The organism is Vibrio variabilis (assembly GCF_003263785.1).
GTDB classification, from domain to species: domain Bacteria; phylum Pseudomonadota; class Gammaproteobacteria; order Enterobacterales; family Vibrionaceae; genus Vibrio; species Vibrio variabilis.
Window position 1 is genome coordinate 1 of record NZ_JYJK01000093.1, and the last position, 13861, is coordinate 13861.

10 protein-coding genes and 5 pseudogenes are annotated in these 13861 nt (G+C 46.6%); 3 read left to right on the forward strand and 12 right to left on the reverse strand.

From position 1 onward, the window contains the following. The 11 genes and pseudogenes from TZ48_RS17275 to TZ48_RS17320 all read right to left on the reverse strand — a co-directional run. Positions 1 to 1010, reverse strand: a 1010-nt coding sequence (locus TZ48_RS17275) for an ammonium transporter (protein ID WP_112480074.1), incomplete at its 3' end; no start/stop codon positions are given. A 351-nt stretch (positions 1011 to 1361) separates the two neighbouring features. Further along, positions 1362 to 1793, reverse strand: a complete 432-nt coding sequence (locus TZ48_RS17280) for a hypothetical protein (protein ID WP_112480075.1) — start codon at positions 1791 to 1793, stop codon at positions 1362 to 1364. A 16-nt stretch (positions 1794 to 1809) separates the two neighbouring features. Next, the gene (locus TZ48_RS17285; protein WP_112480076.1) at positions 1810 to 2886 is read right to left on the reverse strand and encodes a formate dehydrogenase subunit gamma; all 1077 of its coding nucleotides are present in this window, start codon (positions 2884 to 2886) and stop codon (positions 1810 to 1812) included. A gap of 11 nt (positions 2887 to 2897) precedes the next feature. Beyond that, on the reverse strand, positions 2898 to 3506 hold the full coding sequence (fdh3B, locus tag TZ48_RS17290) for a formate dehydrogenase FDH3 subunit beta (protein WP_042501521.1): 609 nt from the start codon (positions 3504 to 3506) through the stop codon (positions 2898 to 2900). Between the two features lie 11 nt (positions 3507 to 3517). Further along, on the reverse strand, positions 3518 to 4687 hold the full coding sequence (locus TZ48_RS26395) for a formate dehydrogenase subunit alpha (RefSeq protein ID WP_420822953.1): 1170 nt from the start codon (positions 4685 to 4687) through the stop codon (positions 3518 to 3520). A 48-nt stretch (positions 4688 to 4735) separates the two neighbouring features. Next, positions 4736 to 6372: pseudogene (locus tag TZ48_RS26400) on the reverse strand (molybdopterin-dependent oxidoreductase); the annotation flags it as partial. 9 nt (positions 6373 to 6381) lie between these two features. Continuing rightward, positions 6382 to 6582: a twin-arginine translocation signal domain-containing protein gene (locus TZ48_RS17300; protein WP_112480077.1), complete on the reverse strand. Its 201-nt coding sequence runs from the start codon at positions 6580 to 6582 to the stop codon at positions 6382 to 6384. Positions 6583 to 6658: 76 nt separating this feature from the next. Continuing rightward, a pseudogene (locus TZ48_RS17305) lies at positions 6659 to 7281 on the reverse strand (TorD/DmsD family molecular chaperone). A gap of 12 nt (positions 7282 to 7293) precedes the next feature. Next, positions 7294 to 8954, reverse strand: a pseudogene (locus TZ48_RS17310) (4Fe-4S dicluster domain-containing protein). 254 nt (positions 8955 to 9208) lie between these two features. Continuing rightward, positions 9209 to 9808, reverse strand: a complete 600-nt coding sequence (locus tag TZ48_RS17315; protein WP_112480078.1) for a DUF3306 domain-containing protein — start codon at positions 9806 to 9808, stop codon at positions 9209 to 9211. Further along, the gene (locus TZ48_RS17320; protein ID WP_112480079.1) at positions 9798 to 10289 is read right to left on the reverse strand and encodes a DUF3305 domain-containing protein; all 492 of its coding nucleotides are present in this window, start codon (positions 10287 to 10289) and stop codon (positions 9798 to 9800) included. Before TZ48_RS17320 ends, TZ48_RS17315 begins: the two co-directional genes overlap by 11 nt. Before the next feature lie 134 nt (positions 10290 to 10423). On the opposite strand from TZ48_RS17320, the gene TZ48_RS17325 reads away from it, so the two are divergent. From TZ48_RS17325 to TZ48_RS17335, 3 genes and pseudogenes are all read left to right on the forward strand, one after another. Continuing rightward, a complete protein-coding gene (locus TZ48_RS17325; protein ID WP_112480080.1) occupies positions 10424 to 11248 on the forward strand; it encodes a formate dehydrogenase accessory sulfurtransferase FdhD in 825 nt (274 codons plus the stop codon). Between the two features lie 155 nt (positions 11249 to 11403). Further along, positions 11404 to 11759 (forward strand): annotated as a pseudogene (locus TZ48_RS17330) (acyl-CoA synthetase). A gap of 9 nt (positions 11760 to 11768) precedes the next feature. Further along, a pseudogene (locus TZ48_RS17335) lies at positions 11769 to 12117 on the forward strand (GlpM family protein). Positions 12118 to 12175: 58 nt separating this feature from the next. Here TZ48_RS17335 and TZ48_RS17340 read toward each other — a convergent pair. Beyond that, a complete protein-coding gene (locus tag TZ48_RS17340) occupies positions 12176 to 13768 on the reverse strand; it encodes an ABC-F family ATPase (RefSeq protein WP_112480081.1) in 1593 nt (530 codons plus the stop codon). Positions 13769 to 13861: the final 93 nt, after the last annotated feature.

The window sequence follows — 13861 nt, forward strand, 5'->3', positions numbered from 1 at the left end:
ATACCTGCTGCAATACCGCCCCAAGCGCCACAGAGCCCGTGTAACGGCCACACACCCAACACATCATCAATTTGCGTCTTGTTCTGCAGATAGGTGAATACCCAAACAAACAGTGCCCCGGCAACACCACCAGTAATTAGAGCACCAATAGGATGCATCAAATCCGAACCCGCACAAACCGCCACTAAACCCGCTAACGGTCCGTTATGGATAAAACCAGGGTCATTTCTGCCCGCAAACAGAGAAGCTAAAATGCCGCCTACCATTGCCATTAGTGAATTCATCGCAACAAGACCACTAATGCCTTCGAGCGTTTGCGCAGACATCACGTTAAATCCAAACCAGCCAACACTGAGGATCCACGCACCCAAAGCCAGAAAAGGAATATTAGAAGGCGCAAAGTTGGTGTGTTTACCAGCGCGAATGCGTCCTTTACGCATGCCAAGGAAAATTACTGCGACTAAAGCAATCCATCCACCAACACCATGAACCACCACTGAACCGGCAAAATCATGAAAACCTACGCCAAAGGCTGACTCTAAAAGGCTTTGAAATCCGAAATTGCCATTCCAAATCATCCCTTCAAACAGCGGGTAGACAATACCTACGGTAAAAAATGTCGCTAGCAACACAGGGTAGAACCTTGCGCGTTCAGCAATACCTCCAGAAACAATGGCTGGTATTGCGGCCGCGAACGTCAACAAGAAGAAGAACTTAACGAGCTCATAGCCATTTCCTTGCGACAAAGTTTCCGCATCCGCGAAAAATGTACCGCCGTAAGCAACCCAATAGCCGATAAAGAAATAGGCAATCGCAGAAACACCAAAGTCCGCCAAAATTTTCACTAGCGCATTCACTTGGTTTTTATGCCTAACCGTCCCCACTTCGAGAAACGCAAACCCAGCATGCATTAAGAACACCATAATGGCACCCAGTAGTAAGAAAAGCGTATCTGAACTCTGAGTGAGTGTTTGTACTGCACCATGTACGTGCTCTACAGAGGGGGTCATAAGTCGATTACTCCTTTATCGTTTAGTTATGACACGCACCAAAAACGTGCCACATGTTCTTCCTTACACCATTTTGGTGAGGGCAATTTTTGCTGAACGACAGTTAGAGCAAAGAACGTTCCAAGTTGACAGAAATAAAAGAACGCCACTTAAGCCATTGATTATTAATAAGTATCAACGACATTAATTTTGAACAATTACGACGTAGAGTTCCTTTATTGCACCACTGGAGGGAAAATGCACCAATTTGGAATGCACTAATAAGTTGCAATTATGTTGCAGAAAATCTATCAGCTAATAAAAAAGGAGTGGTAGCTAGCTACAACTCCTTTTCGATAGACCTACTAATTTTTATGGTAGATGCTTAATTGGCTCAGCACTTTCACCAAACGTCATTGGTATGTTTTGCTTCAGTTTGTTCATACCAGCAAACATACGAATAATCCAAACAACAATTGCGACTGACGCAAACAACATACCCACATAAGGAATGAAGTTAGCAATCTGGTCGAGCCACGTTGCCTGATACCAATAGTGCGTGACACCTTTGAGCAAGCCGTTAGAGGTTGCTACGGTGACGATTAACACGACAAAGAAGGTTAGATTGAGAAAGAAAGTTCTAATCAACCCATAGTAATGAGAGTTAATCACATCACTATCCTCCCCTTTGTCCAAACGATAACCCGCATAGACAATAGCAATAACGCCTGAGATTAATAACGTAAAAGGCGTGAAGAGGCTAAGAATGTAAGCTATCCAAATACCTTTGTGTTGTTGGTGCATATCTTAGTACTCTCCTTTAGCTCACATCGCTTCGCGTCTTGCCATCAACGCCAGATGAAACGGACTCTTCTTTTGGCTTGGGGTTGTCCAACTCATGTTTGACTTCCTCATACCAAAGATCGTGATGCTCTTTCGCCCACGTTTCGTCAACTTCACCCGTCACCATACCTTCTAACGCCCCTTCCATACCGAACAAACCGATATAAATATGGAAAATGAAGCCACAGATCAGTATCAGTGCCGCCAGCATATGAATTAGGTTCGACCATTCCATATCACGACGTGTTTGACCAAAAATAGGGAAATCAAGAATAAGACCACTGGCGGCGACAACAGCACCAACAATGATCAACATCCAAAACAGAACCTTCTCACCCGCATTGGAAAACCCAGCAGAGGGGTGACTGCCTTTGTGCTTGCCTGCCATACCGCCAAGTTTCATAAACCACTGTACATCCACCTTAGTGAAAATGGATTTACTCCACCACTTAAACAGTAAAGCAACGAGTAGCACTAAGAACATTGGCCCCATATAATTGTGGTACTGCTTCGCCAAATACACGGTCCAACCCCATAAGTCTGTAGGCACATAAGGCTTCATAAAGTGCTTACCGTAGACCAGCATCAGTCCACTAAAGGCAAGCGTTAGGAAGACAAACGCCATACTCCAGTGAAGCGCTCTGTCCATTCGGCTCCATCTTTGCAGTTTACGCCCTGTTCTCGCGCCAGATAGCTTCATTGGACCACCAATGAAATACGCGAGCATCACAAGCGTAATACTGCCGAAAATGGCCACGGCACCCGCAGGAGACATCCATTTTTCTTTCAAGATATACCACGTTTCACCAGGCGTACTGATCAACACACCGTGTTCAGGAGACGCAGAGGTAGTTGTCCCCTCTACACCTTCTCTCACCATGCGCCAATAGTCAGCACCAGCAAGCTGTGTCATCTCACCTTGAACAACTTTATTGCTTTTACTTTCTTCAGCATGAACGCCAAACGACATCACAAGAACCACTGCTGCCAACACTGACAGCAGTAATTGGAAGACAGAGCCAAGCAAACCTTGTTGTTTAGACAAAATAGCCATCGCTCTCTCCATTAGCTTTTAGTCGCATCGTAAGCTAGATCGTTACCATCGGTCCAACCTGCATCTTTCGCACCACGTTCAACCACACGTTGACGGAAGATATCCGATACTTTCGCTGCATCACCTGCAAGTAGCGCTTTGGTTGAACAAAGCTCAGCACACATTGGCAGCTTACCTTCAGCAATACGGTTTGCACCGTACTTAGCGCGTTCTTCTTCTGAATTGTCTTCAGTTTCAGGACCGCCAGCACAGAACGTACATTTATCCATTTTACCGCGTTCACCAAATGCCGCTTGTTTCGGGAACTGAGGCGCACCAAACGGACACGCAAACAAGCAGTAGCCACAACCGATACAGAGATCTTTGTTGTGAAGTACAATGCCATCTTCTGTACGCTCAAAACAGTCTGCAGGACATACCGCCATACATGGCGCGTCGGTACAGTGCATACAAGCCACAGAGATCGAGTTTTCGCCTGGAAGACCATCGTTCAAAGTAACTACACGACGACGCTGGATGCCCCATTGAAGCGCATCGTCATTTTCGTTTTTACATGCCGTGACACAGCCGTTACATTCAATACAACGTTTGGTGTCACATAGGAATTTCATATTAGCCATTAGGTGACTCCTTACGCTTTCTTGATGTTACAGAGAGTGACTTTGGTTTCCTGCATTTGAGTCACTGGGTCATAACCATAGGTGGTTGCCGTGTTAGCCGCTTCACCGATGACGTAAGGCACGGTACCCTCTGGATACTTATTGGTGAGGTCTTCACCTTGGAACTTACCGCCAAAGTGGAATGGGATAAATGCCAGACCCGGTTTCACACGAGGTGTCACCATTGCTTTCACCTTAATTCGCCCTTTCTCTGCACCTTCAACCCAAACCATGTCACCGTCTTTGAAGCCAATGTCGTTAGCATCTTTCGGGTTCACCTCAACAAACATTTCACGTTGAAGTTCAGCTAACCAAGGGTTAGAACGCGTTTCTTCACCACCACCTTCGTACTCAACCAATCGGCCTGACGTTAGAACGATTGGATACTCGCCGGAAACGTCTTTGTCTTGAATGGATTTGTACATGGTAGGAAGACGGTAGATCGACTCTTTGTCATCCCATGTTGGGTAATCTGCGACTAGATCACGTCTTGGCGTGTAAAGTGGCTCACGGTGCAAAGGCACTCGGTCTGGGAATGTCCAAACAATCGCACGCGCTTTGGCATTACCAAAAGGCATACAGCCATGCTTAATGGCTACGCGCTGAATACCGCCAGATAAGTCCGTCTTCCAGTTTTTACCTTCTGCAGCTGCTTTTTCTTCTGCAGTTAAGTCATCCCACCAACCTAATTGCTTGATGAGTTTGTCTGTAAACTCTGGATAACCATCTTCAAGTTCACAACCCAAAGAGTAGCTATCTTCAGCAAGCAGACTATTGCCTTCGAACTCAACACCGAAACGAGCACGGAAATTACCGCCACCGTCAGCGACCGCTTTAGATGTATCATAGAGAATATGCGTACCCGGGTGCTTCATCTCTGGTGTGCCCCAGCATGGCCAAGGTAGACCGTAGGTTTCACCATTGATTGGGCCACCTTCCGCTACTAGTGAAGTCTTGTGGAACGTATGCCAGTTTTGTTGGTGCGCTTTGATACGCTCTGGGCTTTGACCCGTGTAACCAATCGTCCACATGCCCTTATTGAACTCGCGAGTAATGTCTTCGATATTTGGCTCGTTGTTCTCAACTTTAATGTTTTTAAACAACTCTTTCTCAAAACCAAGCTTCTTAGTAAGAAGGTACATGATCTCGTGGTCAGGTTTTGAATCGAACAAAGGTTCAACGATTTTGTCTCGCCATTGAAGCGAGCGATTTGAAGCTGTTACCGAACCGTAAGTTTCGAATTGAGTTGTCGCTGGCAGTAGATATACGCCGTCAGTACGGTTGTTCATTACCGCTGCGTGCGTTGGATATGGGTCGACAATGACCATCATGTCCAATTTCTGCATCGCTTTTTGCATTTCGACGCCACGCGTTTGCGAGTTAACCGCATGCCCCCAGTAGAACATGGCGCGAATGTTATCGTTTTGCTCGATGTTGTCTTTATTTTCTAGTACACCATCTATCCAGCGGGACACAGGAATGCCCATGTTGTTCATGGGTTTCTTGCCACGATATTCATTCTGGTCAAAACGCGCTTTCACCCATTCATAGTCAAGATCCCACACTTTCGCCCAGTGCTTCCAAGAGCCGTCTGCTAGACCGTAATAGCCAGGTAGTGTGTGGGACAGTACGCCTAAGTCCGTTGCACCTTGAACGTTGTCATGACCACGGAAAATGTTTGCACCGCCACCAGACTTACCAATATTACCCAACGCCAGCTCAAGTACACAGTAAGCGCGAGTATTGTTGTTACCTGTGGTGTGCTGAGTACCCCCATACACCAAATGATACTGCCAGGGCGGTTTTCAGAAAGGATTTTCGCCGCTTTGTAAACATCGGCTTCGCTAACGCCAGTGACGCGCTCCACTTCTTCTGGATTCCATTTCGCCACTTCAGCACGGATCTCATCCATACCGTAAACGCGTTGGCGGATGAACTCTTGATCTTCCCATTTGTTAGCGAAGATATGCCACAAAAGACCCCAGATAAACGCCACATCCGAACCTGGTCGCAGCGAGCAGTAATGATTGGCTTTTGCTGCAGTTCGAGTACGACGAGGATCGGCTACAACGATCTGACAGCGGTTTTTCTCTTTTGCGATCAGGATGTGCTGCATCGCAACCGGGTGTGCTTCTGCTGGGTTTGAACCAATGAACAGCATCGACTTACAGTTGTGCATGTCATTGAACGAGTTGGTCATCGCACCATAGCCCCAAGTGTTAGCAACACCAGATACTGTTGTAGAGTGACAAATACGAGCTTGGTGGTCGACGTTGTTGGTGCCCCAAAGAGACGCCATTTTACGGAACATATAAGCTTGTTCGTTACTGTGCTTCGCACTACCCAGCCAGTATACAGAGTCTGGACCTGATTCTTTGCGGATCTCTAAAACCTTGTTACCGATCTCCTCAATCGCATCTTCCCAGCTAAGCTTCTTCCACTTACCGCCTTCGAGTTTCATTGGGTACTTAAGACGACGTTCACCATGACCATGCTCACGCAAAGCTGCGCCTTTCGCACAGTGACCACCCGCATTAAATGGGTGGTCAAACGCAGGCTCTTGGCCAGTCCACACACCATTTTGAACTTCAGCATACACGCCACAACCCACTGAGCAGTGAGAACAGATGGTGCGTTTCACTTCCGTTTTTGCATCCACAGGAACCGATTCAGCCTGTGCTTTTCTGATCATACCTGGTGCGAACGTATAAGCACCCGCAGCCAAACCACCAGCAGCGATGGATGAGTTACGCATAAATGCACGGCGGCTAAGGCCTAGCTTGTTTTCATTTTTGCTCACATTGTCGGAGCGTTTTGTTAATTTCATGCTTTGCTCCTACAGTGTGTCGTAATAGTCTTTAACGTGCTGCGTTTCACGATAACCGGTTTTCTTCTCGTTATCGGGTTTGGCTTCAACTAACTCAGTATTAGTCGTGGCGTGTGCAGTACCTGAAATTACAGCGCCGGCGACAGCCGCAGTAGTCAGGCCTTTTAGTAGGTTTCGACGATTTTCGTTAAATTCACTTTTTATCGTCACGTTTGGTTTGTTTACTCATAGTTTGCTCCCTGAGTGGATACCTATCCTTTGTGATGGCATCTCTCGTTAGCTGACATTACTTAGTGGTTATATTTTTTACGTCTATCTTCATTTTCGTCTGCGTAGTGCCCGGGTTTTGCGCATAGCTCACCTGCTCTACATCGAAAAATGCTTGCATCAGTACCGCAACAGATGGATAAAACTGACCACTCGGTGCAGCTTCAATCTGACGGCACAAATCTGTGTACCAAGGGGAAAGATGATGATTAAAGAAGGCCTTCGCTTCTTGCTCTTTCTGTTGGTCAATCAAGTGTGCTAACACTTCGCACACGGCTGAAATATGATCTTCTGGCTCTTTGACGGATTCTTCACGCTCTAGGCCAAGGTGATTAAGATCCTGACGAAGTGCCGCCAGCGGCTTATCCATCAGAGATCCCGTCAAGTGCAAGAAGCAAAAGGAATCACCTCGCCTTTGCCGACACCAATGAACAAATCTTGATACTCGTCCTCAAGTGCACTGACTTCGGCGACTTTTGCGGCTTCAGCTAACCCTTGCCATGCACTGGTCATTTGATTGATGCCGGACTCGATCTCTAACGTTGAAAGAAAATCAAGCAACTCACGCTCAGGCGCACCGCGACATAGCGTTGAAATGAGTAGGTAGATGTCACTTCTTAGCTGATTGTTATCGTTATCCATTGACATACTTTCCTAGTATTTAAGTTGTTGTTCTGGGTTTTCAGCCATGTTTTCAAACATGTCCACGACTCGACAATCTTCACACATCGCAATACGACGCAGTGCCGCTTCATTGTCGAAGTGAGAGTGACCACGTAACTTATCTTGCAGCATGGTAATCATCGATTGCGGTGCAAATGGCTTACCACAGCTTAAGCATTCCGCCGCTTTCTCTTCATGCAGCGCGACGACTTTAGTGCGTGCTTCTTTATCCCAATTAATTTGTTGAGTCAGGGATAACGCAGATTCTGGACACGCTTTTTCACACATTCCGCACTGAACACAATCTTGCTCTACAAAGTCTAGGGCGGGTCTATCCCCTTTGTTATAGAGCGCCTTCGTTGGACAAACGGCAACACAGCCCATACACAAGGTACATTTATCGGTATCACAGTGAACGGTGCCATACGGTGCGGTCGTGGGCAGTGGCTGAATGGTGTCGGTCACGCTTTGTTTAGCGGACAGCACATCCAATGAGTGGAACAGTCTTTGACGTTTGTTGCCTTCAACATCGCCAATACGAAGTCCAAGGTCGAGATCAACTAATGTCGGCAACCCTTCGCGCAATGACTCAAGGTACAAGATGTCGATGGTTTCACGTGCTAAACTAGGTTTTCAAGTAGCTGTTGCGCCATGCCGACTTCACTATTGAGAACCGATTGAATGGTTTCCGGCATATGACGACTTGCAGCAAATATGACTTGAGTCGCGCCATTGGCCAACGCAGCAAACCAAGTATCAATGCCTACCGATGGTAGCTCTTCGACCACGACGGGAATCACATTGTCTGGCAATACCTTCAGCGCCATCACGTTATAGCTCTCATGACGTGAGCTACAGATCAGTACAATGGCATTCTCGCCACCCTGCTGATGATAATTTGCCAGCGTACGTTCAATGAACTTTTGAGTTTCTTGTGGTGTTGGAAGCGCGTAGTGAATAGCCTCCGTAGGACATGCCGTCGCGCATGTGCCGACGCCTTGGCAAAGGTAAGGATTGATTTCGATCTTGTGACCGATTTTGTCGTTGCCTTCGCTGCTAAGCGCTCCAGCAGGACAAGCGTCTACACAGCGCTCACAACCCTTTACACCTCGTGAACTGTGGGCACACAAATCGGTATCGAGTCGAAAATACTTTGGTTTGTCGAACGTCCCCATTAAGCCCGGAATTTCTTCCAGTGCATCGGCCAGGGTTGGGTAACCACGACCAACTGGGTAGTAACCAGGTACAGGCACTTCTTCAGACATACAGCCGTTAAGAGAGTGATCCAAAACAATGTCGAAACAGTCTCGACCGATAGACACTTCCGCTAAATTGCTGTGCGTGTGTTTATTTTGGATGTGAACGCTAAAAGTACCTAAGAATCCCGTGATTTCGATGCTATCAGCATAGTAGAGGTTACTATGCTCAGAAGGCTCACCGTCAGTTGACAGTAGTGTGACTGAATGCATCGTCGTCAACTGTTCTGCGGTGCTGGTAATAATTGCCGTAGGCCCAACGATTAACGTGTCACCGTGGCTTTCATAACTCACCGTTGGTGGTATTAAGTTTGATAACTCAACGGTGTTTTCAAAAGCAAAGCTTCGCGCGCGTCCGTTTTTAGATGTCGCTTGTTGTAATAGTTGTTTTATCATCGCTTGTTTCCAGTGTTGGAGTCTTTGCGCTCCGTTTTTTGGTTTTATATGAACCAATTACACTGGTTAGCAATTACTGTTCCAACTATAAATACGATAAAAACACCCTATTTATTAATACATTACCTCTCTTTTCCCTTGGATATTTGAGGCTATTTGTCGCGTGAGACATTTTGTCTCACTCATTGAGAAACAAAAATGAGACAAAATGTACCTACTTTCTATGTGGTAAATTTTGTCTCAATATCAGCTTGTTAGGTTGGCTTGGTGTCAGGATTTATCTCAGAAGTCGTTTCATCGTCCGATTTGGTTTGGTGCTCTGTTCTAGAGCTTTCCACAGACGCGCTCGTAGCAGACTCACTAGCGTCGGACTCAACACCTTTGGTGCTATGCTCGGTATCACTCGATGCCAGTGCCGTTGGTTCCTGAGACTCTTCTCTAGTTTCCAACTTCTCATCAATCTCTTTTACCCAGCCCCTAAGCGTCTCCGCTACTTCTGTAGCGAGGGGTTTAACGGCTGAGTAGTCATGGTCATAATCATTCAATCCATCGACGACATTGAACTCAGGCTGCATAAACAGCTTTCTAAGCGCGGCTTTTTTAACCGCTTTATCCACTTCAGTATTAGCAAGCAGTTGCGATATAGAAAGCTCGCCTTCTTCTGTATCGACGGTGGTTTCTGTCTCGGCTTCAACCCCAGGCTCTGATTCCAGCGAGTCTGTTGGTGCATCCAGTTCAACATTATCTTCCGCGCCTGAGATCTCTGTTTGCTCACCGTCAACAGGCAAGATTTCTGGCTCAGTCTGCTCCTCTAATTTACGCTGAGACCAACGTGATAGAAAACTATTTGCCACTTGAACGCCCCGCGCCTTTGCGTTTTTTCCGTCTTACTTCGAGCAGTTCACCATGCCGACCGATGAACGCTTCCATCCACGCTTGAATGGGCAATGGAATGGGCTTAGATAGCACCAAGTAGTCACCGTCCATAAATGAACCAGCCACGGCCTGTGACGCTGTCACTACAATCGGCTTAAGACTAAGTTCATCGTGACTATCAAGCACAACGAATAGCATTGGATTCTGGGAACTAAGGTTAAAACGATAGTCGGTGCGCTCATCTCGATAGAGCTCTAAGATGGCATGAGGTTTGCTGCTATCCGTGACTTCTAATTGAAAGCCTTCAAGCTCGCGCTGGGTGCTTGTCCAGCGTCCTACTTGCTTTTCAACAACAGACAAGTCGATTTGTATCGGCCATTGATGCTCGTTTTTTTCAATAAGCTGAGCATCAAAAGTAGAAGAATGGTTAGGAATGGATTCAGGAGTTTCTGACTGCATTTCATATCCCTAAATTAGCGTAAGTTATTTGCGCGCCAAAACTTTATTGGTAATAATCGTTTAAGCATTAGTGAAAACTAAGCAAATATCAAGCCAATAGCCAAGTGCTACTGCCAGACCAAAAGGATATACGCGTGGTTAAACCCAACATTATTAGAACAAGCGAAAATCCCCTTCAAACCATCGAAGTCGACGTGTACGACGAATATGGTGAAAAGTTGACCAAGCAAATCGCCTGCGAACGCCCTCTTACTGTCATGCTGAACTGGAAAGAGATCGTGACATTGATGACGCTCGGCTCACGGCCTGACTCTCTCGTATTAGGCTACTTAAAGAACCAAGGTTTTCTGTCTGATCCTGCTGCCATTGAATCATTAATTATCGACTGGGAGACGCATTCAGCGGCCGTCATCACCAAAGAAAATACCGACTTCCTTGAAGAAGCTTTGAAGAAGAAAACCGTTACCTCAGGCTGCGGTCAAGGCACCATGTATGGCAACGTTATGAAGCAACTTGAAGGCTATCAAGTGCCCCAAACACCACTCAAGCAGTCTCAGATTTACGCGACGCTCGAAGCCTTGACCCATTACAACGACACTTACAAAAAAGCCGGTGCTGTTCATGGCTGCGCGATTTGTAAAGGTGACGAGGTCTTATCGTTTGTTGAAGATGTAGGTCGTCACAACGCGGTCGACACTCTTGCGGGTGAAATGTGGATCAATGAAGAAACGGGCGATGACAAAATCTTCTATACGACGGGTCGATTAACCTCGGAGATGGTGATCAAAGTAGCACAAATGGGTATTCCAGTGCTGCTTTCTCGCTCTGGTGTGACTCAAATGGGGCTCGATCTCGCCAAACAGTTTGGGATTACGACTATCGCACGCGCTAAAGGCCTGCGCTTCCAAGTCTTTACTGGCGGTGAAAAAGTCGATTTTGATGTGAAAGGTAACAGCTAAGCTTTGTACCAATGGATTGAGATAAACAGCCTCCTAGTTTTGGAGGCTTTTTTAATCAGATTACCATCCAATAAGAAAATCCCCCTTGGCCTCACTCGTCTCACCCAAGCATTCACATTACTCTGTGACGAAATACTCACCATTGCAGAGTCAGCATGAATCTTATCGTCAATGTTCATAAAGGTGTCCGTAAACTCGGATTTGAATGGCTACGCGCCAAGCGTGGAAATGCGGCATGAAAGCGAACCTAGTAACACGCGTCGTTGGTGTTGCCAAAGGACAAGTCGTTTGTGTGATTGAAGGCGTGCGCGCAGAACTCTCTACCGAGATAAACAACCCCCATCACAATGAGGAAAAACAAGGTCGATACGTATTCGTTGGTGGCGAACTGTGGGAACCCAACAACCTACTTGCCCCAGCATTCCCGAGTTTTATGTTTATGCATGTGCGTAATCTTGGCAGCAAGCATAAGTATATGACGGACGATGAACTGCTGTTTAACTTAGCGTAAGCCGAAAAAATGGTCGCTCTATTTCTCAAGTGTTTGATTGGCGCAGCGGCTGTGATGCTGATTGCCATCCTATCTAAAAGTAAGAACTACTTTATAGCGGGGCTGGTTCCGCTGTTTCCGAGTTTTGCTTTGATCGCCCATTACATCGTCGCGACGGAGCGCAATATGGAAGCGCTTCGTATGACAGCTTTGTTTGGGCTTTATTCGCTCATGCCATATGCGGCTTATTTGATTGCGGTGTATTATTTTTAGCTATCACTTGTCGGTCGTGGGGACGTTGGTGTCGGCGGTGTTGGTTTGGGTGATGTTTGCGTATTTGTTGTTGATGGTTTGGGTTCGGGGTGTGGTTGTGGGGTGATTTTGGTATACAAAAAAGCCCCGCATCCGCGAGGCTTCCATCAAAGCAATCTAAACAATTACCCATCAATACCTTTCGATCTCAAGAACTCAGCATACGTGCCGCGGAAGTCATTAATCTTCCCGCCTTTGATCTCAAGAATACGAGTCGCTAGCGAGTCTACAAACACGCGGTCGTGCGATACGAAGAGCAGTGTGCCTTTGTACTGCTCAAGAGCGTTGTTCAGCGATTCGATAGACTCCATATCCATGTGGTTGGTTGGTTCGTCCATCAGTAGCATGTTTGGTTTATGCATCATGATCTTACCAAGAAGCATACGACCTTGCTCACCACCTGATAATACTTTTACAGACTTCTTAATGTCGTCCTGACCAAACAGCATACGACCTAGGAAACTGCGGATAACTTGCTCGTCATCGCCCTCTTGACGCCATTGACCCATCCAGTCCATCAGGTTCATGTCTTCTTCGAAGTCATGAGCATGATCCTGTGCGTAGTAACCGATGTTGCTGTTTTCAGACCACTTGTACTCACCCGTGCGAGGCTCTAGTACACCAGCCAGTGTGTTTAGCAGAGTTGTTTTACCCACACCGTTTTCACCGATGATAGCCACACGCTCACCCACTTCGAAGATTGCATTGAAGTCAGAAAACAAGTCTTCCTCGAAGCCTTGGCTGAGGTTTTCAACGTTAAGTGCGTTACGGAATAGCTCTTTCTCTTGGTCAAAACGAATAAATGGGTTTTGACGGCTTGAAGGTTTCACTTCTTCTAGCTGAATCTTATCGATCTGTTTAGCACGAGACGTTGCTTGCTTCGCTTTCGATGCGTTTGCAGAGAAACGCGCTACGAAGGTGTTTAGCTCAGCAATCTGCGCTTTCTTCTTCGCGTTGTCTGCCAATAGACGTTCACGTGCTTGTGAAGCCGCAACCATGTATTCATCATAGTTACCTGTGAACAGACGAAGTTCACCGTAATCCAAGTCAGCCATGTGCGTACACACTGAGTTTAGGAAGTGACGGTCGTGCGAGATGATGATCATGGTGCAGTTGCGTTGGTTTAGTGTTTCTTCTAGCCAACGAATCGTGTCCATATCCAAGTTGTTGGTTGGTTCGTCTAGCAGCATGATGTGCGGGTCAGCAAAAAGTACCTGAGCCAAAAGCACACGCAGTTTCCAACCTGGAGCCACTTCGCTCATTAGGCCAAAGTGCTGCTCTTCTGGAATACCTACTGCCAATAGTAGCTCGCCAGCTTTCGCTTCTGCCATATAGCCATCAAGTTCAGCAAATTGAACTTCAAGATCAGCCACTTTCATCCCGTCTTCTTCGCTCATCTCTGCTAGCGAGTAAATACGGTCACGCTCTTGCTTGATTGCCCAAAGTTCTTTGTGACCCATGATAACAGTGTCAACAACTGTGAACTCTTCGTAAGCGAACTGATCCTGGTTTAGCTTGGCTACGCGTTCGTTCGGATCATAAGAGACGTTTCCGCTAGTAGGTTCCAGCTCGCCGCTCAAAATCTTCATGAAAGTTGATTTACCACAGCCGTTTGCGCCAATAAGGCCATAACGGTTGCCTTCGCCAAACTTAATAGAGATGTTTTCAAACAGTGGTTTAGCACCAAACTGCTGAGTGATATTTGCGGTCGATAGCACGAGCGTTACCTATGTGAATGAACAAAACTGCGCAACCCTACAGTCTCTTGCTCCGAGATGCAAGTAAGAACCGCTTCATGGATAAAAACAGAC